General features: G+C 61.2%; 21 protein-coding genes. 5 read left to right on the plus strand and 16 right to left on the minus strand.

Annotated features, from left to right (window positions below):
* Window positions 1-58: 58 nt before the first annotated feature.
* From AO064_RS15070 to gnd, 3 genes are read right to left on the minus strand one after another with little or no spacing between them, the layout of a single operon-like run.
* Entirely contained in the window at window positions 59-883 is an 825-nt protein-coding gene (locus AO064_RS15070; protein WP_064053841.1) for a Cof-type HAD-IIB family hydrolase, read from the minus strand.
* Window positions 880-2403, minus strand: a complete 1524-nt coding sequence (gene zwf / locus AO064_RS15075; protein WP_064053842.1) for a glucose-6-phosphate dehydrogenase — start codon at window positions 2401-2403, stop codon at window positions 880-882. The genes AO064_RS15070 and zwf overlap by 4 nt, the downstream gene beginning before the upstream one ends.
* Complete coding sequence (gene gnd, locus AO064_RS15080) at window positions 2400-3383, minus strand: phosphogluconate dehydrogenase (NAD(+)-dependent, decarboxylating) (RefSeq protein WP_012723881.1); 984 nt, start codon at window positions 3381-3383, stop codon at window positions 2400-2402. The genes zwf and gnd overlap by 4 nt, the downstream gene beginning before the upstream one ends.
* 269 nt (window positions 3384-3652) lie before the next feature.
* Here gnd and AO064_RS30705 point away from each other — a divergent pair, with 269 nt between their 5' ends.
* From AO064_RS30705 to AO064_RS15095, 4 genes are all read left to right on the plus strand, one after another.
* Window positions 3653-3832, plus strand: coding sequence for a DUF6026 family protein (locus AO064_RS30705; RefSeq protein ID WP_012723880.1), 180 nt, complete (start codon window positions 3653-3655; stop codon window positions 3830-3832).
* 160 nt (window positions 3833-3992) lie between these two features.
* Window positions 3993-5741: a phosphoethanolamine transferase CptA gene (locus AO064_RS15085; RefSeq protein WP_043205255.1), complete on the plus strand. Its 1749-nt coding sequence runs from the start codon at window positions 3993-3995 to the stop codon at window positions 5739-5741.
* Between the two features lie 114 nt (window positions 5742-5855).
* Window positions 5856-8099, plus strand: coding sequence for a TonB-dependent siderophore receptor (locus AO064_RS15090; protein WP_064053843.1), 2244 nt, complete (start codon window positions 5856-5858; stop codon window positions 8097-8099).
* Window positions 8100-8243: 144 nt separating this feature from the next.
* On the plus strand, window positions 8244-8465 hold the full coding sequence (locus AO064_RS15095) for a hypothetical protein (protein WP_064053844.1): 222 nt from the start codon (window positions 8244-8246) through the stop codon (window positions 8463-8465).
* A 106-nt stretch (window positions 8466-8571) separates the two neighbouring features.
* On the opposite strand, the gene AO064_RS15100 is transcribed toward AO064_RS15095, so the two are convergent.
* The 12 genes from AO064_RS15100 to AO064_RS15155 all read right to left on the minus strand — a co-directional run bounded on the left by AO064_RS15100 (window position 8572) and on the right by AO064_RS15155 (window position 20153).
* On the minus strand, window positions 8572-9063 hold the full coding sequence (locus AO064_RS15100) for a GNAT family N-acetyltransferase (protein WP_012723876.1): 492 nt from the start codon (window positions 9061-9063) through the stop codon (window positions 8572-8574).
* A gap of 172 nt (window positions 9064-9235) precedes the next feature.
* Window positions 9236-10339: a cell division protein ZapE gene (zapE, locus tag AO064_RS15105; RefSeq protein ID WP_012723875.1), complete on the minus strand. Its 1104-nt coding sequence runs from the start codon at window positions 10337-10339 to the stop codon at window positions 9236-9238.
* A 15-nt stretch (window positions 10340-10354) separates the two neighbouring features.
* Entirely contained in the window at window positions 10355-10690 is a 336-nt protein-coding gene (locus AO064_RS15110) for a nuclear transport factor 2 family protein (RefSeq protein ID WP_012723874.1), read from the minus strand.
* 52 nt (window positions 10691-10742) lie between these two features.
* Window positions 10743-11459, minus strand: a complete 717-nt coding sequence (locus AO064_RS15115; RefSeq protein ID WP_064053845.1) for a helix-turn-helix transcriptional regulator — start codon at window positions 11457-11459, stop codon at window positions 10743-10745.
* A 226-nt stretch (window positions 11460-11685) separates the two neighbouring features.
* Window positions 11686-14343, minus strand: a complete 2658-nt coding sequence (gene pepN / locus AO064_RS15120) for an aminopeptidase N (RefSeq protein ID WP_064053846.1) — start codon at window positions 14341-14343, stop codon at window positions 11686-11688.
* 13 nt (window positions 14344-14356) lie between these two features.
* On the minus strand, window positions 14357-15187 hold the full coding sequence (locus AO064_RS15125; RefSeq protein ID WP_012723871.1) for a DUF2797 domain-containing protein: 831 nt from the start codon (window positions 15185-15187) through the stop codon (window positions 14357-14359).
* Window positions 15184-15444 (minus strand): YeaC family protein, encoded by a 261-nt coding sequence (locus AO064_RS15130; RefSeq protein ID WP_012723870.1) that lies wholly within the window; start codon window positions 15442-15444, stop codon window positions 15184-15186. The genes AO064_RS15125 and AO064_RS15130 overlap by 4 nt, the downstream gene beginning before the upstream one ends.
* 50 nt (window positions 15445-15494) lie before the next feature.
* On the minus strand, window positions 15495-16418 hold the full coding sequence (locus AO064_RS15135; RefSeq protein ID WP_064053847.1) for a tetratricopeptide repeat protein: 924 nt from the start codon (window positions 16416-16418) through the stop codon (window positions 15495-15497).
* Window positions 16418-16903, minus strand: a complete 486-nt coding sequence (locus AO064_RS15140; RefSeq protein ID WP_012723868.1) for a hypothetical protein — start codon at window positions 16901-16903, stop codon at window positions 16418-16420. Before AO064_RS15140 ends, AO064_RS15135 begins: the two co-directional genes overlap by 1 nt.
* Window positions 16903-18252, minus strand: coding sequence for an ATP-binding protein (locus AO064_RS15145; protein WP_012723867.1), 1350 nt, complete (start codon window positions 18250-18252; stop codon window positions 16903-16905). The genes AO064_RS15140 and AO064_RS15145 overlap by 1 nt, the downstream gene beginning before the upstream one ends.
* 39 nt (window positions 18253-18291) lie before the next feature.
* Window positions 18292-19266 (minus strand): metallophosphoesterase, encoded by a 975-nt coding sequence (locus tag AO064_RS15150; RefSeq protein WP_375232514.1) that lies wholly within the window; start codon window positions 19264-19266, stop codon window positions 18292-18294.
* The gene (locus AO064_RS15155) at window positions 19263-20153 is read right to left on the minus strand and encodes an NAD(+) kinase (RefSeq protein WP_003217892.1); all 891 of its coding nucleotides are present in this window, start codon (window positions 20151-20153) and stop codon (window positions 19263-19265) included. The genes AO064_RS15150 and AO064_RS15155 overlap by 4 nt, the downstream gene beginning before the upstream one ends.
* A 146-nt stretch (window positions 20154-20299) precedes the next feature.
* Between AO064_RS15155 and AO064_RS15160 the strand changes: the two genes are divergently transcribed.
* Window positions 20300-21247 (plus strand): DUF1853 family protein, encoded by a 948-nt coding sequence (locus AO064_RS15160; protein ID WP_064053848.1) that lies wholly within the window; start codon window positions 20300-20302, stop codon window positions 21245-21247.
* A gap of 108 nt (window positions 21248-21355) precedes the next feature.
* On the opposite strand, the gene AO064_RS15165 is transcribed toward AO064_RS15160, so the two are convergent.
* The gene (locus AO064_RS15165) at window positions 21356-21958 is read right to left on the minus strand and encodes a vWA domain-containing protein (RefSeq protein ID WP_064053849.1); all 603 of its coding nucleotides are present in this window, start codon (window positions 21956-21958) and stop codon (window positions 21356-21358) included.
* Window positions 21959-21998 lie beyond the last annotated feature (40 nt).

Genomic DNA, 21998 nt, shown 5'->3' on the forward strand with positions numbered 1-21998 from the left:
TGTAACTTGCGCGCCATGTGTTAACGGCGCGCAAGTTCAGAGTTAGAACACGCGTCGCTTAGGGTGCCGCGAGAATAAACCGTTCGATTGCTTCGGCGGCGCCATCTTCGATGTTGCTGCCCGTCACCACACTGGCCTGGCGCTTGACGGTTTCTTCCGCCTGCCCCATGGCAATCGACAACCCGGCCACCTGAAACATCGCCGGGTCATTGCCACCATCGCCAATCGCCGCCGTTTGCTCCATGGGCACCCCCAGGTGCGCCGCTAAGGTCTTCAAGGCCTCGCCCTTGTTGGCCAGCATCGCGGTCACGTCCAAGTACACCGGTTGCGAACGCGACACCTGGGCCAGCCCCTGCACCTTGGGTTGCAATCGCGCTTCCAGCTCCACCAATAATTGCGTGTTGTGACTCGCGGCGACGATCTTGTCGACCCGGTCCAGGTAGGGCTCGAAACTCTCCACCACCACCGGCCCATAGCCCAGGCCATTCGCCTCGCGTGGCTCCATCGGCCCTGGCGGGTCACGGCGCAGCCAGTCGCCATCGGCAAACACCCACACTTCCACCTCCGGCTCCGCTGAAAACAGCGCCAGGGTAACCAGCGCCGCTTCCGCCGGCAGATGATGGGCAACCAGGATGCTGCCATCCGGGTTGATCAAGGTGCCGCCATTGAAGCCCGCCACCGGCACATCGATCCCAAAGGTTTCGATCAGGTGCAGCATGGCCTTGGGCGGGCGCCCGCTGGCCAGGCTGAACAACACTCCGGCTTCGCGCAAGGCGCGCACCGCGTCGGCGGTGCGTTGGCTGAGGCTATGATCGGGATGCAGCAAGGTGCCGTCCACGTCACTGAGGATAAAACGGATGGGATGAATCGCTGCGTCACTCATCCGAGGCTGTGCCAGCTGCGGCCATCACGCTCCAGCAAGGCGTCGGCGGCGGCCGGGCCGTCCTCACCCGCCTTGTAGGCCTGGATCCCGTCATCTTCCTTCCACGCATCGAGGAATGGCTGCACCGCACGCCAGCCGTTCTCGATGTTGTCGGCGCGCTGGAACAAGGTCTGGTCGCCGGTCATGCAGTCGTAGATCAGGGTTTCGTACCCGGTAGACGGTTGCATCTCGAAGAAGTCCTTATAGGCAAAGCCCAACTGGATATTGGCCATGTCCAGGGTCGGCCCCGGCTTTTTCGCCAGCAGGTCGAACCACATGCCCTCATTCGGTTGGATCTGGATCTTCAAGTAGGTGGGCTTGAGCTCATCGACCTCGGTGTCACGAAACTGCGCATACGGCGCGGGCTTGAAGCAGATGACGATTTCGGTGTCGCGCACGCTCATGCGCTTGCCGGTGCGCAGGTAGAACGGCACGCCGACCCAACGCCAGTTGTCGATCATCACCTTGAGGGCGACGAAGGTCTCGGTGCTGCTGTCAGGCGCCACGTTGGCTTCTTCGCGATAGCCCGGCAATTGTTTACCGCCAATTTCGCCGGCGGTGTACTGCCCGCGTACCGAGTTGGCCCGCGCATCCTCCAGGGACCAAGGGCGTACGGCGCCAATCACCTTGGCTTTCTCGCCGCGCACGGCGTCGGCGCCAAAGGCTGCAGGCGGCTCCATGGCCACCATCGCCAGCAGTTGGAACAGGTGATTGGGCACCATATCGCGCAACGTGCCGGTTTTTTCGAAGAAATTGCCACGCGTTTCTACGCCGACGGTTTCGGCGGCGGTGATTTGCACGTGGTCAATGTAATGGTTGTTCCAGAACGCTTCGAACAGCACGTTGGAGAAACGGCTGATCAGGATGTTCTGCACCGTTTCCTTGCCCAGGTAATGGTCGATGCGATAGATCTGCTTCTCGCTCATCACCTTGAGCAGGCTGGCGTTCAGCGCTTCGGCGGTGGCTAGGTCGGAGCCGAAGGGCTTCTCGATGACCACGCGACGGAAACTGTCGTCGGTCTCCGTCAGCAGGCCGGCACTGCCCAGGCGCTGCACCACGTCGCTGAAGAAGCGCGGTGCGGTTGCCAGGTAGAACACCGCGTTGCCGGTGCCGCTGTCGGCGATCTTCTTGCCGATGTCGGCGTAAGTGCTGTCGTCGAGGAAATCGCCCTCGACGTAGCTGATGCCCTTGGCCAATTGCGCCCACAGTTGTGGGTCGAGAGCGTTATCCGCGTTGCCCTTGACCTTGCTCGCGGCCTCGGTACGAATGAAGTCCTCGAGTTTCTTGGCGAAATCGGCATCGCTGATGGCGTTGTGATCAACGCCGACAATGCGCAAGCCATCGGCCAGCAGCCCATCCCGACTGAGGTTGTACAACGCCGGCATCAGCAGGCGCTTTACAAGGTCACCATGGGCACCAAACAGAAACAGGGTGGTGGGCGGAGCGGGTTCGGCCTTGAGTTTCTTGCCGTTGGCGGTCATTTTTTGGAAGTCTCCACGTGACCACCAAAGCCGAAGCGCATGGCAGAGAGCATTTTGTCACCGTAGGTGCTTTGCTGGCGCGAGCGGAAGCGTGCGAACAAGGAGGTGGACAACACCGGTACCGGCACGGCTTGTTCCATGGCGGCTTCGATGGTCCAGCGGCCTTCGCCACTGTCGGCAACCGACCCGGAATAGCCCTCCAGTTTCGGGTCGGTGGCGAGGGCGTCGGCGGTCAGGTCCAGCAACCAGGACGACACCACACTGCCACGGCGCCAGACTTCGGCGATATCGGCGACGTTGAGGTCGAAGCGCTGGTCTTCCGGCAGGTTTTCCGAGTTCTTGGTCTTGAGGATGTCAAAACCTTCGGCAAACGCCTGCATCATCCCGTACTCGATGCCGTTGTGGATCATCTTGACGAAGTGACCGGAGCCCGCAGGGCCGGCGTGGATATAGCCCTGCTCGGCACGCGGGTCGGCGCTGGCGGAACGGTCCTTGGTGCGCGGAATGTTGCCCAGGCCCGGCGCCAGGCTCTTGAAGATCGGATCAAGGCGCTGCACGGTCTGGGCGTCGCCACCGATCATCATGCAATAGCCACGCTCCAGGCCCCACACGCCGCCGGACGTGCCGACATCGACGTAGTGCAGGCCTTTTTCAGCCAGGGCCTTGGCCCGGCGAACGTCGTCCTTATAGTTGCTGTTACCGCCGTCGATGATTGCATCACCGTCTTCGAGCAGCGTACTCAATTCATTGATGGTGTCTTCAGTGGGCGCGCCTGCCGGCAACATCACCCACACGGTGCGCGGCTTCTGCAGCCCGGTCACCAGCGCCTTGAGGTCGGCAACGCCGGTGGCGCCCTCTTCACTCAGGCCTTTTACAAATGCTTCGTTACGGTCGTAAACAACGGTGGTATGCCCATTGAGCATCAGGCGCCGTGCAATATTCCCGCCCATGCGGCCTAGTCCGATAATCCCCAGTTGCATGTGCTGATGCTCCTAACTACTAAAAAATGTGTGACATAGTTTATAGCGCAATGAGGCTAATGAGGGTTAGTCCAGAGCGGATCCGTGTAGTTTCATGACAAAAAAGTAGCCATCATTTCACCATCACGGTGATAAAAGTCACAGGACCGTGAAAAATAAAAAAGTTCCCTTGTTACAAAAAAGAATTCAGAATTGCTTCCGACTGATGCCGAGAACCTCGAATCAAGCGTTCTGGCACCGCGATCTACCGGCTATTTGCGAGGTAAGCAATGAGCACAGCACAGATGACCCGCCCGCCACAGACCCTCTACGTCAACATCCGTCGTGATGAGTTGCGTCAGTTGAAGGACGAACGCGATCAACTGCAGCAGGAAGTCCTGCGCCTGCGTTCGCACATCATCCAAGCCCAGCTGGACCAGCCTTCCAGCGCCCAGCCTGCACTCTGCTAAGCCTCGTCACCACTTTGTAAGATAACGGCTACATAAATCTCACAAAGTTTTCACATGCCCCTCCCGATACTCCCGCCCGAAGGGCCACCCCATGCAAGGGTGGCCTCTGTTGCGTGCGCCCCTGCGCGTCAACTGAAAAATTATCGGGTTGGAGCGCTGGATGGCGATGTTCAAACGCAGCACCACGTCTGCGAAAGGCTTTGATTGGGCCGGTTTTGGCTGGTTGTTTCTGTTTTTCTGGTACTTCTCGGGTATTACCCAACTGCTGATCCAACTGACCGGCACCTCCGGTTTCAGTGGCTTTCGCCAAGCTTTTTTCATGAGTGCGCTGTGGCTGGCGCCGATGCTGCTGTTCCCTCGCCGTACGCGCCTGCTCGCCGCCTTGATCGGTGTGGTGCTATGGGCGTGCTCCATGGCCAGCCTGGGTTATTTCTTCATCTACCAGCAGGAATTCTCCCAAAGCGTCATCTTCATCATGTTCGAGTCGAACATCTCTGAAGCCGGCGAATACGCCACCCAGTATTTTGCCTGGTGGATCGTGCTGGCGTTCATTGCCCACACCGCCTTCGCCGTATTCCTGTGGACGCGCCTGCGCCCGGTCTACCTGCCTCGCGGCCAGTCGATGCTGGCAGCTGCAGCGATTGTTGTGGCGGTGGTGGGTTATCCGCTGGTCAAGCAGATCGCCACCAGTGACAACATGGAACAGGCCATCGATCGCTTTGAAACCCGTATCGAACCCGCCGTGCCGTGGCAGATGATCGTGGCATACCGTCGCTACACCGAACAGCTGGACAACATGCAAGGCATGCTCACCAGCGCCAGCCAGATCCCGCCCTTGAAGAACCTCAAGGACAGCATGGCCGGCCAGCCGTCCACGTTGGTGCTGGTGATCGGCGAGTCCACCAACCGTCAGCGTATGAGCCTCTATGGCTACCCGCGCAACACCACGCCCGAGCTGGACAAGCTGCGCGACCAACTGGCCGTGTTCAATAATGTCATCACCCCGCGCCCCTACACCATCGAAGCGCTGCAACAGGTGCTGACCTTCGCCGACGAAGAAAACCCGGACCTGTACCTCAAGACCCCGTCGATTGTCAGCGTGATGAAGCAGGCCGGCTACAAGACCTACTGGATCACCAACCAGCAGACCATGACCAAGCGCAACACCATGCTCACGACGTTCTCGGAACAGGCCGACGAGCAGGTGTACCTGAACAACAACCGCAACCAAAACGCCCGCCAATACGACGGTGACGTGCTCGCGCCCTTCTCCAAGGCCCTGGCCGACCCTGCCGAGCGCAAGTTCATCGTGGTGCACTTGCTGGGCACTCACATGAGCTACCAGTACCGCTACCCGCCGACCTTCGATAAGTTCACCGACCGCCAGGGCGTGCCGGATGGCGTCAGTGATGCACAGTTGCCGACCTACAACAGCTACGACAATGCCGTGCTGTACAACGACTTTGTGGTGTCGAGCCTGATCAAGGACTACGCCAAGACCGACCCCAACGGCTTCCTGCTGTACCTGTCGGACCATGGTGAAGACGTCTTCGACTCCGCCGGCCACAGCACCCTGGGCCGCAACGAAGGCAAGCCGACAGCGCCGATGTACACCATCCCGTTCATGGCCTACGCCTCACCGAAATGGCGCGAAACCCACGACTGGAGTTTCGCCGGCGACCTGCAACGCCCGTACAGCAGTTCGCAGTTGATTCATACCTGGGCCGACCTGGCCGGGCTGAGTTTCGATGAATGGGACCGCAGCAAGAGCCTGGTCAGCGACAGCTTCAAGCCACGCCCCTTGTTGATCGGCAACCCCTACGAGCGCCAGCAGAAAGGCTTGATCGACTTCAGCTTGATCAAACCGAAAAAGGCCACCACCGAGGTGGTACTCCAAGCACCGCTGTAACAGAAAGATAACAATCATTCTCGTTTAAGCCTAAAGTTCCACGCCTCCTTTCGTCTTTGAGCCAAGGCCTTCTCTTACTGAGAAGGCTGCAAAGACGACAAGGAGTCTTCCGCGATGTTTGCGCCCTTTACCCGTTCCATGACCTTTACCCTCGGCCTCTTCAGCGTGGTGGTGAGCCCGGACCTGCTGGCTGAAACCAACCCCGAAAGCTACACCCTCAAAGACAACACCCTCGAACTCGGTGCCACGCGCATCAGTGCCGATGGCCTCGGGGCTACCACCGAGCACACCGGGGCCTACACCACCGGTTCGATGAGCACCGCCACCCGCCTGAACCTGTCCGTCAAGGAAACCCCGCAGTCCATCTCGGTGATCACTCGCCAGCAAATGGATGACTTCAACCTCAACACCTTGACCGAAGTGCTGCGCCAGACCACGGGCATCAACGTCCAGCACAACGACTCCGACCGTGTGTCCTACTCGTCCCGTGGCTATGGCATCAACAACTTCCAGATTGACGGGATGCTCAACACCTTCGGCTACATGAAGTCGGATTCCGATACCATCATTTACGACCGCATCGAGGTGGTTCGCGGTGCCACGGGCTTGACCACCGGCGCCGGCGACCCGTCGGCCACGGTGAACATGGTGCGCAAGCGCCCCACCGCCCAGTGGCAGGCCAAAACCGGCATCAGCGGTGGCAGCCATGACAACTACTACAGCTACGTGGATGTCGGCGGCCCCCTGGCATACGACGGCAAGCTGCGCGGGCGCACGGTGCTGGCCTACCGCGACAGCCAGTCGTTCCGCGACAACTACGGGCTGCAGCGAGCAGTCGGCTACGGCATTCTCGAAGGCGACCTGTCAGACGATACTGTGCTGGCCGTGGGGTTTGATTACCAGAACAAACAGGTCCAAGGCACTTCCTGGGGCACCGTGCCTTACTGGAACAGCCAGGGTGGCAAGGCCGGGCTCTCACGCTCCACCAATATGGCGGCGCACTGGAGTTCCTGGCCACTGACGGACAAGACCACCTTCGCCACCCTCGACCATCGCCTGGGCGGCGACTGGCATGTGAAGGCCGCCTACACCCATCGACAAAGCGACACGGATGGCAAGGTGTACTACGGCGGTGCGGGGTTCCCCAACGCTGACCGCAGCGGCATGACGGCATGGGCAAGCCATATGCTCGGCACCTCGAGAATGGAGGCGGTTGATCTCAACCTCGCCGGCAGCTACGCGTTGCTGGGTCGAGAGCATGAACTGATGATGGGCTATGGCGAGGCCACGCAACGCGACGTCTCCCCCTTCATGCGCAGCAGCCTGCCTGCCAGCTACTACAGCATCGAAGACTGGAAACACATGGGCGGGATCGGCAAGTTTGCCGACACCGTCACTGACCTCAAGGGCGAGCACAGCAGCAAGCAGCAGAAGGCCGGCTACCTGGCCACGCGCCTGAGCCTGACCGAACGCTTGCATGCGGTACTGGGCAGCCGCTACGGCAGTTGGGAACTGGTCAGCGCTGCGCCTGCCTATAACGCCGACAACCAACTGACCGCCGCCAACAAGACCCGCCAGACCCACAACGATATGTGGACGCCCTATGCCGGGCTGCTCTACGACATCACCCCGCAATACACCGTTTACGCGAGCTACACCGACATCTTCAAGCCGCAAAGCCTAAAGGACGCCAGCAAGAAATACCTAGAGCCCGTGGTGGGCAGCAACTATGAGGTGGGGATCAAGGGCAGTCTGCTGGAGGAGCGACTGAACGTGGCGGCTGCGTATTTCTGGAGCACACAGGACAACGTCGCGGAGCGGGATGATTCGGTACCGCCGAACCCGACCACAGGCGAGGAGTACTACAAGTCCGGCGGTAAAGGTAACAAGGTGAATGGCTTCGAGCTGGAGGTGGCCGGCGAGGTGATGCCGGACTGGAACCTGACGGCAGGCTATACCTATACCCACTCGGTGAATGGCTCCGACAAGCGCAACAACACCGGCCAGCCGCTGAACCTGCTGAAGGTGTCCAGCGCCTATCGGCTACCGGGCTCATGGCGCAACCTGACGGTCGGCGGCGCCGTGAGCTGGCAGAGCGAAATCTACGATTTCAGCAACAGGCCGACAGGCGCTCGGGACGGTGACGGAAACCGGATCACCACGCGGGCGAAAATCACCCAGCAGGCCTACTCCGTGGTCAACCTGATGTCGCGCTACCAGTTTGACGAACATGTTTCGGCGTCGGTCAACGTCAACAATCTATTTGATAAAAAATATTACGAGCGCGTCGGTTTCTATAACGGCGTGTATTGGGGTGACCCACGTTCGATCACCTTGGCACTGGATTGGAAGCTGTAAGATTTTTTAACCAGGAGTTAACGAAATTGTTAACTTCTGGTTTTTTTCGCGTTAATTCCTACTTAATAAATCGACTCCACACTCGCCCCATGAATCTGATCAAGGACAGAGCGGATACCGATCACTTTTAATGGGAACACTGCCATGAAACTCTCCACCTTGATGCTTGCCACCCTGATGACCCTGACCTCTGCCGCGGCCTTTGCCGAAGGCGGTTCGGAGCGTTCGAAGGCGTTCTACAACGACTTCGCGTTCATGCAGCAAAAGACCCACGGCACCGCTGAACAAACCGCGCAGGCCGATGGAAAAAACATGAAGAAAGAGGCGACCGATAAATCCACCGCCGAGCAACAACCGAATACTTGATTCAACTGCGAATTTGATTTAACCGCACTGCCCTTTACCATTCCGCTCCTATGGCTAAGGTGAACTTGGCGCCATTTAATGGCGCCTTTTTTTTGCCACTTATTGATTAAAGCGGTTTGTTCCAGAACAACATGCGCCCATGGGCCGGATCAAATTTCGAGTCATCAAAGCCGAACTTGCGATACGCCGCTTGAGCCACATCATTGCCTTCAAGCACTTCGAGGGTGATCTTGCAGCAGCCACGCTGCCGGGCGATTTCCTCGACCTTCTGCAGCATTTTCTGGCTCAACCCCAAACCACGAAAAGCCCCCATCACCACCACGTCGTGAACGTTAACCAGCGGGCGACACGCAAACGTGGAGAAACCTTCAAAGCAGTTCACCAGCCCCGCCGGCTCACCCCCCACAAACGCCAGCACGCTGAACGCATGGGGGCGCTTGGCCAGTTCACCCGGCAGTTGCTCCAGCAGGTCGGCGGGCAGGCTGTGGCCTCCGCCCATCGGGTCTTCGGCGTAATGGTTGAGCACATGGCCAATCGCTTCGGCATGCACGGGGTTGGTGTAACTGGCTTGCAGCACCAGGATATCTGGGGTGTCCATTTCCATCCTCGATCACGATTACAAGGGAATCGCTCCCTGTGAGGGGCACGATTGTAAGCGTGGAGCAGGAGGCAGATGAAGGAGATTAACTACAAATATGCGCATGAAAGCGCGAAGGTTGACCCTTCGAAAATTCGCAATCAGCTGATTCCGAGGTTTTTTCGCACAGACGTCAGCCAAAGCGCTGCAATTGCATTTCTTGCAGACGGCTCAGTGTCCTGCGAAACGGGAATTCCAGATAGCCCTCGGTATAGAGGCTCTCCAAAGGCACCTGCGCCTCGATAAATAACGGCACTTTGCGGTCGTAGCACTCGTCCACCAGGGCGATAAACCGACGTACGCTGTCATCGTGCACCGACAACGCCGGCAATTCGCGATCACCGGCCACCACACGCAGGGCACCGTCTTCGGTGCCGCGTGCAATCCGGCCCGGGCGTTTCTGCGCGCTGAGGTTGGGCACTTCGCCCAGCAGGATCGCCTTGAAGCGATCGCACAACAGCATGAAATCCATTGCGGCCAGGGGCTGTTCGCACAGGTCGGCGTAGCGGCACCAGAGCACCGTGGCGCCGGACCGCACGGCGACGATGGAACGATGCCCCACGACAACCGGCCCGCTGTGGGTGGGCTGGCCTTCGGCCAACTGCTCGAACACGCCCGCCAGCGCCTCGGGCTGATTGACCCAGTAGCGCTGAATACCCGCGCCCGGGTGCAACCGGTGATCCTCCCCGCCGTCCACCGTGACCACTTGCATGTGCTGCTTTATCGCTGCAATTCCCGGCAAAAAACGCTCTCGGTTGAAGCCGTCGGCATACAACTGATCGGGCGGTTGGTTCGACGTGCAGACCATCACCACGCCCTCCTCGAACATCACCTGGAACAGGCGCCCGAGGATGATCGCGTCACCAATGTCATTGACGAACAGTTCATCGAAACACAACACCCGTACTGCCTGGCTCAGTTCCCGCGCCAGGGCCTGCAAGGGGTCGTGAGTACCGGTCAGTTGGAACAAGCGCTGATGCACCCACCCCATGAAGTGATGAAAATGCTGGCGGCGCGCGGGCACCCGCAGGCTTTGGTAGAACTGATCCATCAACCAGGTCTTGCCACGCCCGACCGGCCCCCACAGGTACACACCGGCAATCGGCGCCTGGCCGTGGTGCAGGGCATGGTGGCAGGCTTGCAGGGCATCCACCGCCTGGCGCTGGGCGTCGTCGGCAACGAAACCCGGTTGAGCAATGGCGTGTTGGTAGGCAGCGAGGGGCGAGTCGAAAGTCATGCCCGCCAGTATGACCTACAGGGAAATATCCAGCCGTGAAATCTTGCCCTGCGCATTCAACCGAAAGGTGTAGCGCAGCTCCAATGGGCTGCCGGGGAAATTGCCGGACACCACATTGCTGACCAACACCTTGCCGGTACGGTGTTGCACCTTGAGCACTTCGACCCGTGGTTGGTAACGACGCCCGGTGTCTTCCATCCAGCGCGCAATGGCGGCGGTGCCAACACGGTGCTGGCCCTCATCGAACACGTTGGCATCCTCGGCAAAACACTCGGCGACAGCCGAGGTGTCACGGGTATTGGCCGCCGCGAGATAGGCCGCGATGGCCGGCGCCAACTCAGGGATAGACATGGCACAGCTCCTTTCCAGATGATTTGTGCGGCCATGCTAAGCCAGGGTTGTGTCAGTTTTTGTCAGGAGTAAACGGCGCGGACTCACTCTGCTCCATCAACTTGCGCCAGGCCCGCAGCCAGTCACTGCGGCGCCCCGGATAACGCTCACCGCACGCTTCGGCATTCGCCACACGGTCGGTACGAAAGGTGCGATAGGCGCCGCGTAACTCGCACCAGGCCACGATCACCCGCACCTCATTCAAGAACCCCAGGGCCAGTGGCCAGATCAGGCGTTGGCTTTGGGTCTGGCTGGCGTCCGCGTAATCGATGTGCAACTTGGCCTGGTGGCGGATGGCATCGCGAAATACATTCAGGGGCACACGGTTTTCCGGGTAGCCGAACCCTGGCGGACCGGGCAGCAGCGTCGGGTTGCGCAAGGCTTCCTGGGCGGCCGGGTCAAGCACATCGGCGATTTTTGCCAGGGCATTGGCGGCGGCGCGGCTGAGCACGTCATCGCCGCGTTGGTCCACATAACGCAAGCCGAGCACGATGGCTTCGGTTTCCTCGGCGTTCAACATCAAGGGCGGCAGAAACAAGCCGCTGCGCAGCACATACCCTACCCCCGCCTCGCCAAAAATCGGTGCACCCAAGGCCGTCAGCTCAGCAATATCGCGGTACAGCGTACGCTCGGACACCTCCAACTGCGCCGCCAGCACGGCAGCGGTCACCGGACGTTTCTTACCCCGCAGGGCCTGGAGCAAAGTCAGAAGACGAGTGGTACGCGACACAGGAATGCCTGCCGAAAAAGGAAACGTGCCGCAGCTTAGCAGAGCCCCCTGTCAGAAAACGTCAGCAGTAAAAAAGCCCCTTGACCGCCTACATTGCAGGCTGGGGTCAGGGTCAGGGTCTGCGAAAATAAAACACCCTGCGAAAGCGCAGCCTTCGCAGGGTGTGGGGGTGACCCTCTCATTAAACGGCCTGGTGAACAGGCCGTTTTTTATTCAACACTGCCGCTTACGCAAGGCTCTTGCTGACCACCTCAAACACATCACTCGACAACTCGCCGGACGCCAGAATGCGCTCCAGTTCCGCCTTCATCAGCGCCTGACGCGCGCTGTCGTATTTGCGCCAGCGGGTCAGCGGCGCCAACTGGCGCGAGGCGATTTGCGGATTGAAGCTGTTCAACTGGATCACCAGGTCCGCCAGGAAGCGGTAGCCCGAGCCATCCGCCGCATGGAAGTTGATCAGGTTCTGCCCGGCAAATGCGCCGATCAATGCGCGCACCTTGTTCGGGTTCTTCAGGGTGAACGCCGGGTGCTCCATCAACGCCTTGACGCGCTCCAGCCCACCCGGCAACGTGCTGCCGGCCTGCACGCTGAACCACTGGTCCATGACCAATGGGTTGTCCTTGAAGTTTTCGGCAAACACCGCCAATGCCTGGGCCTTCTGCGCTTCGAACGGCGAATTCACCAACACCGCCAGCGCGGTCAGGCGCTCGGTCATGTTGTCGCTGGTGTCGAACTGTTCCAGTGTCGCCGCCAACACGTCCGGCTTGCCGCTGAGCATCAGGTAAGACAACGCGATGTTCTGCAAGGCGCGCCGGGCAAAGTGCTCAGCCGCCGCCACGTACGGCGTTTGCTTGGACAGCGCGCGATTGGCCTGGTAACGCAACCACAGCGGTTCATGCAGGTTGTCCGCCAGTTGCTTGCGGGCAAACTCACGGGCCGCATGGATGGCGTCCACATCCGCCACTTCGCTGATTTCAGTCAGGTAGGCTTCACCCGGCAGCGACAGCATTTCCGCCACCATCGCCTGGTCCAGACGCTCGTCGCTCAGCACACTGCGCAACGCAGTGATCAAGCGCTGATCCATCTTCAAGGCCTGGCCTTGTTGATGCTGGGCAACCAGTTCCTGCAACACCTGTACCGACAACTGCTGGCCGGCATCCCAGCGGTTGAAACCGTCGCTGTCGTGCTGCATCAGGAACATCAGTTGGTCACGGCTGTACGGGAAGCTCAGCTTCACCGGCGCCGAGAAACCGCGCAGCAGCGAAGGCAACGGCTGCTCCGGGATATCAACGAAGGTGAAGGTCTGCTCGGCCTCGGTCACCGAAATCACCCGTGAGGTGGCACCCGCAGTCGCCTCGCCGGCCAGGCGCAAGGCAATACCTGCGCCCTGACCGTCCAGCAAGCCCAGCTCCACCGGGATCACGAACGGCAGTTTTTCCACCTTGTCCGTGGTTTCCGGGCAGCTCTGGCGAAAGGTCAGGCTGTAGGTCTTGGCCGCGGCGTCGTAAGACTCGCTCACCGCCAGGCGCGGCGTACCGGCCTGGCTGTACCAGCGCTTGAACTGGCTCAGGTCGGCGCCGTTCGCGTCTTCCATGGCCTTGATGAAGTCGTCGCAGGTCACGGCCTGGCCGTCATGGCGTTCAAAGTACAGGTCGCTGCCTTTGCGGAAGCCTTCGGCGCCGAGCAAGGTGTGGATCATGCCGACCACTTCCGAGCCCTTTTCGTACACCGTCAGGGTGTAGAAGTTGGAGATCTCGATAAAGCTGTCCGGGCGCACCGCGTGGGCCATCGGGCCGGCGTCTTCGGCGAACTGGTGGGTACGCAGGTACGCCACATCCTGGATACGCTTGACCGTGGCCGAGTTCATGTCGGCCGAGAAGCCCGAATCACGGAACACGGTGAAGCCTTCCTTGAGCGACAGCTGGAACCAGTCGCGACAGGTCACGCGGTTGCCCGACCAGTTGTGGAAGTATTCGTGGGCAACGATCGCCTCGACCCGCTGGTGCGCGGCGTCGGTGGCGGTTTCGGCGCGGGCCAGCACGGCGCTGGAGTTGAAGATGTTGAGGCCCTTGTTCTCCATGGCGCCCATGTTGAAGTCGTTCACGGCGACGATCATGAAGATGTCGAGGTCGTACTCGCGGCCATAGGTTTCTTCGTCCCAGCGCATCGATTTCTTGAGGCTGGTCATCGCGTGCTGGCACTTGTCGATGTTTTCCGGCTCGACGTAGATGCGCAGCGCCACTTCACGGTCCGTCATGGTGGTGAAGGTGTCTTCGACACACCACAGGTCACCGGCCACCAGCGCGAACAGGTAGGCAGGCTTCTTGAACGGGTCTTCCCAGGTCGCCCAATGACGGCCGTCTTCGCCGGGACCGCTGGCGATCGGGTTGCCGTTGGACAGCAGGATCGGGTAGCGATGTTGCTCGGCGATCACCGTGGTGGTGAACGTGCTCATCACGTCCGGGCGGTCGAGGTAGTAGGTGATCTTGCGGAAGCCTTCGGCCTCGCACTGGGTGCAGAACATGCTGCCGGATTTGTACAGGCCTTCCAGGGCCGTGTTGGTTTCCGGGTGGATTTTTACCGTGGTATCGAGGGTAAAAGTCTCGCTCTTGGGATGCACCGTCAGGTGACTGTCGGTCAGTTGATAATCATCGGCCGTCAGTTCCTGATCGGCCAGGTTGACACTCAACAGCTCCAGTTGCTGGCCGTCCAGCACCAGCGGCGGCAAACCGGCACCGCGCTCAGGGTTGCGGCGCATCACCAGTTGCGCGTGGACCAGGCTGTGGTCCTCGAACAACTCGAAGGTCAGGTGCGTCTCGTCGATCAGGTAGTCCGGCGCCTGATAGTCCTTCAGGTAAATCATCTTCGGTTGTTCGGTGCGCATGGGTGGCATCCTTCTACTGATGCACGGCGAGCTGGTAGGCCGTGTACTTACGAATATTGATAACGCCGGTGTCGAAGATCAGGTATTGGCCCTTGATCCCCAGCAGCGTGCCTTCGGCTATCGGGTTCTTGTCCAGGTTGAAGCTGACGATCTTGGTCGGGTACTGCTCGACCGGATAACGGATTTCGATCGGTTCAATGTCGGCAATCGTTTGGATGGCCTGCAAGCCAAAGCGTTCCTGCAGACTCACCAGGCCTTCGGCGCAGGAGGCGAACAGATCGTCACGCACCTGCTTGAGGTCGACCGATTGCGCATCGCCCTTGAGCAGTGCACGCCAGTTGGTCTTGTCGGCCACCTGGCTGCGGAACAGGTCCTCGACGAAGCCCGATTGCTGGCGGGTGGCCACGCGCATGATCGGCAACGCCTGGCTCGCCCCCTGGTCCAGCCAGCGCGTCGGCAACTGGGTGGCGCGGGTAATGCCGACCTTGATCCCCGACGAATTCGCCAGGTACACCACATGGTCGGTCATGCAGAATTTTTCGCCCCAGCCTGGATCGCGGCAGGTGCCGGCGTCGTAATGGCAACGCTCGGGGCTCATGATGCACAGGTCACACTGGGCCAGCTTGGTCATGCACGGGTAGCAATAGCCCTGGCTGAAGCTGGTCTTGGTCTTGCGGCCGCAATGGCTGCAATGAATGGCGCCGAGGTATTCCAGGCGCACGTGAGTGCCGATCAACGGGTTGACCGGCACCTCCGTATCGCCGAGGCGAAACGCGTATTGAACGGTCGGCTCACCGAGTTGCACCGACATCTTGCTGACTGCACCGCGACCAATTTCAATCAATGGATCGCATCCGACTTGAACAGGATGTTCGGCACGGTGGTCGATTTCGACTGGCATTCCTGCGGGCCCATGTAACCGGTGCGCTGCTCTTCCGGCAGGTTCTGGAGTTCCCAGGCGATCATCGCCTGCAACGACAGCTCGCGCTGCTCGGCGGTGAGCTTGCGGCCATCGGACCACTTGCCGATTTCCACGGCGAGCTTGAGGCTCTCGTAGATGTCCGGGGTGATGTTTTCGATCATTTCAGCAAAAGATGACATGTGAACAGCCTCTGAGGTTCAGCGAGTACAGGGTTGACGGGCCCGGCCCGTCAGAATTCCTTGGAGAGCTTGACCTGTACAAGCTCTTTGTCCAGCAAGCGCCGGAAGATCTGCGGCGCCGCGAAGGTGTAGGCGGCAAACGCCAGCCACAGCCAGTTGACCATCTCCGCCACTTGCGGATAGCCCTGGTCCGTCAGCGTAATCACTACGACACGGTAGACCACGAACATGCACAGCAGCAGGATGATGGCGCGGGTGGCGCTGCGCTCGTTCATCCAGCTATTGAAACGCCACCAGGTGCCGAGGAACACATTGCTGCGTGCCTTGACTGCCGTGAGCAGGTGCAGCGCGGCGACGTTGGTAGCGTTCTCCTGCAAGGCCCAGATCGCGTGGTCGCGGGCGCCATTGATGTCCCCTTCACGCAACAACAGGTGACCGAGCACCACCACCGCTGCCGCATTCGCCGGGTCAGCCTGCAAGGCCTGGCGGGCGAACTGGTACGCCTGGTCCCACTGGCTGCTAGCACGGTGGAACTGCGCCAGGGCCACCAGGTTGGCGGGGTCGTCGGGGCCCAGTTGCAAGGCTTTTTCCAGCGGCTCGCGGCTCTGCGCCAGGCGTCCGGTAAGCTGGTACAACTCGGCCTGGCAACGGTAATACGCCGGGTTCAGCGGTTCCATGTCCAGCAGTTGGCTCACGTGTTCCTGGGCCAGCTTGAACTTGCGCAAGGCAATCGCTACTTGCGCGGCGGCATAGTGGGACAGCGGCAGCTGCGCGTCGGCGGCCAGGGCCAGTTGCACTTCGCGCTTGGCGGCATGCACGCGGCGCATGTTCATCAAGCAGATCGCCAGCAAGGCATGCGCCTCGGCGGAATGCGGATCGCTGGCCAGCAGTTGGCGCAGTGCGTCGATGGCGCCGTCATTGTGGTCAGCCTGCAGGCGCTGGTAGGCCAGTTGCAGCAGATAGTCGGTATTCATCAGCTCACCACCAGGTACCACAGGGTGTACGGCAGCCATTTGACGACCATGCCTTTGAGCACGAAGCCACCAATCAACGCCAAGGGAAAACCAAAGCGGCTCAGCTCGCCGCCGTAGTACTGGTAAATCTCGATGGTCGCGTTTTGCTGCATATACAGCAGGTAACCCAGGGTGAGTTTCCACACCACCAGCACCAGCAACGCGTATTGGATTTGCGCCTGGGTTTGCAGATAACCGGCACCCACCAGTTGCAGCAATACAAAACCGATCACGAGGCTGCCCAGCAGTGCCACGCCGGCCAGCACCCATTCGCGCACCCGGGTCGGGCTGCCGACGGCGATGGAGTTGAACACAAACCACGGCAAGCCCAGCCAGGCACCGCCCAGCATCAGGCCCAGCAGCGGCCAGAACGGCGAGACCGCCCACTTGGCCAAGGCGCCGGGGCGCGGTTCATCTTCGATGCGATACCCACCGTACTGCGCCATCAGCGACCCTTCCCGTGTTTGTCGAGGAAGGCGAGCACTTCGTCGTACTGGTTGCCTTCATTGGCATACCGCGCGTAGTTACGCGCCGTGGTCAGCCATTCCAGGGTGGTGGCGCGCACTTCTTTCAAGGCGTGCTTGAAATGCCGATCACAGATCGACTGCTCGGCGCCACTCTCGATGGACGCTTCAATGGCCTCGTCGGCAGCGGTTTCCACCAGCTCGCTGAGGTCGGCGCCGGAGAAGCCCGAGGTGTTCTTGGCCAGGAAGGCAAAGTCGATGTCGTCGGCCATGGGGCGGCCTTTCATCATCGCCTTGAGCATCGCCTCCCGCGCCGGGCGATCCGGTGGCGGCACAAACAGTACGCGGTCAAACCGGCCGGGGCGGCGGAATGCCGAGTCGACCGACCACGGCACGTTGGTCGCGGCAAGGATCAGTACGCCGTGGTTGTCATTGGTAAAACCGTCCATCTCGGAGAGGAACTGGCTCACCAGCTTGGACGAGGTCGACTCGCGGGTATTGGCGCGTTTGCCACCGAGCGCTTCAACCTCGTCGAAAAACATCACCGCCGGCGCCTGGGCCCGCGCCTGCTCGAACAGCGCGTGCAACTTGCGTTCGGACTCGCCGATGTACATATCCAGCACATCGGAAATCGCCACGTTGAAAAACGTCGCCTTGCATTCCCCCGCCGTCGCGCGGGCCAGCATGGTCTTGCCGCAGCCCGGCGGGCCGTACAGCAGCACCCCGCCGCCGACTTTCTTGCGAAAGCGCTGGAACAGGCCCGGTTTCTGGTACGGCAGGATGATCTTTTTATGGATGGTCTTTTTCAGCTCATCCAGACCGCCGATATCATCGAAGGTCAGGGTTTCGTTTTCCGGCACCAGCAGGCGCACGACTTCGCTCTGGTCGGTGTCGTCATTGGAGATCACGCGCAGCCGCGGGCGGCCCTCGGCGCCTGGGAAGTCCACCACCGAAACATTCAGGCGGCGCCACAGTGCCATGTCTTCCAGGGCGGGGTTGGCGTCCACCGCTGCGCGGTATTCCACCTGGGCTTCCTTGAGGCGCTCCAGTGCCGCCAAGGCACGGGCCTTGAGCAGGCGCGCAGCGGGGTCTGCACCTTCGATCAAGGGCAACGCCTTCTGCGCTTGCCCATCGGCCAGCAACAGTTGCGCCGCCGCCAGCTTCAAGGCTGCGGCCTCTGGCCATTGCTCAAGGTCGGCCGGCAACAGCTTCAACCCGCGCGCGTGTTCGCCACGCTCAAGGCTGGCGCCCAGCAACAGGGTCAGCAGTGCGACGTTGCCGGGGGCAGCGGACAGCGCGGCCTCCAGCTGGTCGAACGTCGAATCATCCATGGAGGTTCCTCAAAAGTGCGGTTGCGGTGCGCAGGAGGCTCATGTGAGCACCTCCGGCCGCTCGACATCGACCCACACGAACTTGCGCGGGTCGAGACGGGTTTCCTGGTCCAGGCGGTACGCCACCAGCTTGCCGTACAGCACCGCGCTGTAGTCCAGGCAGGCCAGGTTGTCGCGGATCGGCGCCGGCTTGCCGCTGCGCCAGTAATGCCCGACGAACAGCAAGGGCTCGTCGACGCCATAGCGCAGCAGGGAATTCTTTTCGGTGGACGACAACGGCGTACGCGCCACCGGCTCCGGCAAGGCGTCGGGCTGGAACACGATGTCGCCATAGGTTTTCGGGTCGTCTTCCCAGAACTTGGTGCGGAAGAACGAACGCGTCAGACCGTCGCCACCGGTCAGCGTGAGGCCATCCGGCAGGCGCATATCGGTGCCGCGCAGCAGGCGGTCGAAGGCGTTGCAGGCAAAACTGCCCGGCACGGCGGCGGCCTGCAGGAAGTGCTGGTCGATGCAGCCGTCGGGGAAGGTCGCGCGCAGCGGCTGGATAAAGCCCTCGTCCCAGCACGCGTGCACCACGCGGAAACGCCCGGCGTCGACAAACAGCGGCATGTCATAGAACCAGCCGAGGAAGTCGTGCCAATCGTCCGGGTGGTGTTCGAACTGGGTCAGGGTTTCCTGGATCAACCGCGCATGCCGTGGGCTGTGCTCGCGCACAAACTGCTTGCCACTGCCTGGCGGCGCCGGTGTGCTCCAACCCAAGGCGTTGAATTCGTGGTTGCCCATGATGCACAGCGCCTGGCCGGCCTCAGCCATGTCGTGGACGATATGCAGCGCCTCGCGGATGCGTGGGCCACGGTCGATGATATCGCCGAGGAACACCGCCATGCGCGACGGATGGCGCCAGGTGCCGCCCTGCTTGTGGTAGCCCAGCCGGTCGAGCAAATGCTCAAGGGTATGGGCGCAACCGTGCACGTCACCAATCAGGTCGTAGCTACGCGCGGGATCGAGCATCAGTCGCCTCCACCCCCCAAGCGGCTGCCCCAGCCCAGCTTGGTGCGGCACACTTCGTAATAGTTGTGGTCCAGCGGATGGATCAACCGCAACTTCTGTGCCTTCTTGCTCACGGTGATGGTGTCACCGGGGGCGCAGGTAAAATGGTTCTGCCCGTCGCAGGAGACTTGCGGGTAGATCTGCATGTCTTTGGACACCACGATTTTCAGCTCACTGTTCCCGTCGACCACAATCGGCCGGCTCGACAACATATGGGGATACATCGGCACGATCACAATGGCATCCAGCTTGGGATGCATGATCGGGCCACCCGCCGAGAGCGCGTAGGCCGTAGAGCCGGTGGGCGTGGCGACGATCAGGCCGTCGGCCTTCTGGCTGCACACGAACTGGCCGTCGATATACAGCTCGAACTCGATCATCCGCGTCGATTTGCCGGGGTGCAGCACCACGTCATTCAAGGCGTCGCCCTGGCCGATGGCCTCGCCGTGACGGCGCACTTCAGCTTGCAGCAGGAAGCGGTTCTCCACCAGGTAATGGCCGTCGAGCACCTTGGCCACTTCGACTTCCAGCTCATCCGGGCGGATGTCGGTGAGGAAACCCAGGCTGCCCCGGTTGATCCCCAGCACCGGCACATTGTGCCGCGCCAGCGCGCGAGCGGCGCCCAACAGGCTGCCGTCGCCGCCGACCACGATGACCATGTCGCAGACTTCACCGAGCATCTTGCGCGACGAGGTCTGCAGGCCGTGGCCCGGCAGGATTTCAGCGATGGTGTCTTCAAGGATCACATGCAGGTGGCGTTCCAGCAGGAATTTTTTCAGCCGGCGGACGGTGTCCAGCACCTGGGTACTGCCCAGGCGACCGATAATTCCGATATTGCGAAATTGCTCCATGGGGCTCCTGCGGGATGTGGGGTGCGGCGAAAAAAGAACGATTATGGGCGAAAGGCCGCGTCAGGCAAAATCCTTTGTCGCCGTGAAGCCTTGATGACAATGGTTCTCGGCCCCCTGCACCCTCGTTAAAAGGCTATGCTCGGACCATGACTGTGTTCCCGGATCTGCACAACCTGCCCCGCCAGCTGCGCCACCCCGAAGTGCGCGACCTGGCGTGGGTGATGCTTGCCCCGCCGATGCTCGCACAGACGCCGTGGCCGCAGCGCCACCCGCTGACCGGCAGCGACTGGGTGCAAGCGCCGCATCGGCTCGAACACTGGCTGCGACAATTGGACCAGGACAGCAGCGCCCTGCAGCAATGGCTGAACCTGTCACGCACCCGGCGCCTGGGCCTGTATTACGAACGCCTGTGGCAGTTCGCCGTGCACCATGCGCCGGGCGTGGAACTGTTGGCGGCCAACCTGCCGATCCGCCGCGCCGGGCATACCCTCGGCGAGCTGGACATGCTGCTGCGCGACCGTGATGGCGTGCATCACCTGGAACTGGCGATCAAACTCTATCTCGGGCCGCAAGACGGCAACGGCCAGGACGCCGCGCAATGGCTGGGTCCGGGCTGCCATGACCGACTGGACCGCAAGCTCGCGCATCTGGCCCAGCATCAACTGCCGATTTCAGCGCGGGCGGAAAGCCGTGAGGCGCTGGAAGCGCTGGACATCCAACAATTCGACGCGCACTTGTGGCTGGGCGGTTATCTGCTGTATCCCTGGCCTGGCCAAGCCCAGGCGCCCGTTGGCGCCCATCCCCAGCATTTGCGTGGGCGTTGGCTACATCAGCGTGATTGGCAGGCATTTGTCAGCGCCAGCGCACCGGGCTACTGGCAACCCCTGCCCCGGCATGCGTGGTTGGCGCCGGCGCATTACGCGGCGGATGAGGTGTGGAGTGAAGCGCGGATGCAGGGCTGGCTGGCCGACCTGGACCCGATGGCACCGGCGCAGTTGCTGGTGCGGCTGGTGCAGGTGGGTGAGGATTGGGAGGAAGCTGAGCGGTTATTCCTGGTGGCGGATCTTTGGCCGAATGTGCCGGGGGCTGGCTGAGTTTTTGTAGTGAGTTTCAGGGCCTCATCGGGGGCAAGCCCCCTCCCACAGGTGAGCACATTTCTTCTGTGGGAGGCGGCTTGCACCCCGATAGCGGTTGCCCAGGCACTACAGCTGATCGATATGCCGATACTCCAACTGCAACCTGATCGCCAACTCCCGAGCCCGACCCAACCTGATCGGCCCGCGCTCGATATCCACCAACAACCCCGGACACGCCAGCAGCGACAACCCGTTAATATCCTTGAGTCGCCCGTCAGTAATCACCAGCAAGCGCTGCCGCTCAGCCGGATATCGCTTGCGCCGTACCGCCAGCCATTCCCCGGCTTCGGTCAATGCCGCCAGCAATGGCGTGCCACCGCCCGCCCCCAACTGCTCCAGCCAGCCCGCCAAGCCCTTGGCTGCTTTCAATCCCTGTACCTGCCACTTCGGCACTGGCCCGCTCGCGGTCAACAACGCCATCCGTGCCCGTTGGCGGTAAGCGTCATCAAATAATTGCGCCAACAAGCCCTTGGCGTCGGTTAACGCCCGATGCCGCCGTGTAGACGCCGACGCATCGACAATCACCAGCCACAGCTCATGGGCCGCACGACTGCGCAGGTGAAACAGCAAGTCCTCTCGCGATTGCGGCCGACCACCGAGCAAAGTGCCCGGCCAATTGATCGCGCCTTGCTTAGCGCTGCGTGCCTTGCCGTGCCTGCCGCTGTCCAATCGCCCTGCCTTGGGCCGGGCATCCGCCCCCGCGTCAGGC

The organism is Pseudomonas marginalis (genome assembly GCF_001645105.1).
Lineage (GTDB): Bacteria > Pseudomonadota > Gammaproteobacteria > Pseudomonadales > Pseudomonadaceae > Aquipseudomonas > Aquipseudomonas petroselini.

Bases quoted from the DNA above. Each gene is read 5' to 3' on its own strand.
- AO064_RS15070 (WP_064053841.1), bottom strand. From the start codon at position 883: ATGAGTGACGCAGCGATTCATCCCATCCGTTTTATCCTCAGTGACGTG.
- zwf (WP_064053842.1), bottom strand. From the start codon at position 2,403: ATGACCGCCAACGGCAAGAAACTCAAGGCCGAACCCGCTCCGCCCACC.
- gnd (WP_012723881.1), bottom strand. From the start codon at position 3,383: ATGCAACTGGGGATTATCGGACTAGGCCGCATGGGCGGGAATATTGCA.
- AO064_RS30705 (WP_012723880.1), top strand. From the start codon at position 3,653: ATGAGCACAGCACAGATGACCCGCCCGCCACAGACCCTCTACGTCAAC.
- AO064_RS15085 (WP_043205255.1), top strand. From the start codon at position 3,993: ATGGCGATGTTCAAACGCAGCACCACGTCTGCGAAAGGCTTTGATTGG.
- AO064_RS15090 (WP_064053843.1), top strand. From the start codon at position 5,856: ATGTTTGCGCCCTTTACCCGTTCCATGACCTTTACCCTCGGCCTCTTC.
- AO064_RS15095 (WP_064053844.1), top strand. From the start codon at position 8,244: ATGAAACTCTCCACCTTGATGCTTGCCACCCTGATGACCCTGACCTCT.
- AO064_RS15100 (WP_012723876.1), bottom strand. From the start codon at position 9,063: ATGGACACCCCAGATATCCTGGTGCTGCAAGCCAGTTACACCAACCCC.
- zapE (WP_012723875.1), bottom strand. From the start codon at position 10,339: ATGACTTTCGACTCGCCCCTCGCTGCCTACCAACACGCCATTGCTCAA.
- AO064_RS15110 (WP_012723874.1), bottom strand. From the start codon at position 10,690: ATGTCTATCCCTGAGTTGGCGCCGGCCATCGCGGCCTATCTCGCGGCG.
- pepN (WP_064053846.1), bottom strand. From the start codon at position 14,343: ATGCGCACCGAACAACCGAAGATGATTTACCTGAAGGACTATCAGGCG.
- AO064_RS15130 (WP_012723870.1), bottom strand. From the start codon at position 15,444: ATGTCATCTTTTGCTGAAATGATCGAAAACATCACCCCGGACATCTAC.
- AO064_RS15135 (WP_064053847.1), bottom strand. From the start codon at position 16,418: ATGAATACCGACTATCTGCTGCAACTGGCCTACCAGCGCCTGCAGGCT.
- AO064_RS15140 (WP_012723868.1), bottom strand. From the start codon at position 16,903: ATGGCGCAGTACGGTGGGTATCGCATCGAAGATGAACCGCGCCCCGGC.
- AO064_RS15145 (WP_012723867.1), bottom strand. From the start codon at position 18,252: ATGGATGATTCGACGTTCGACCAGCTGGAGGCCGCGCTGTCCGCTGCC.
- AO064_RS15155 (WP_003217892.1), bottom strand. From the start codon at position 20,153: ATGGAGCAATTTCGCAATATCGGAATTATCGGTCGCCTGGGCAGTACC.
- AO064_RS15160 (WP_064053848.1), top strand. From the start codon at position 20,300: ATGACTGTGTTCCCGGATCTGCACAACCTGCCCCGCCAGCTGCGCCAC.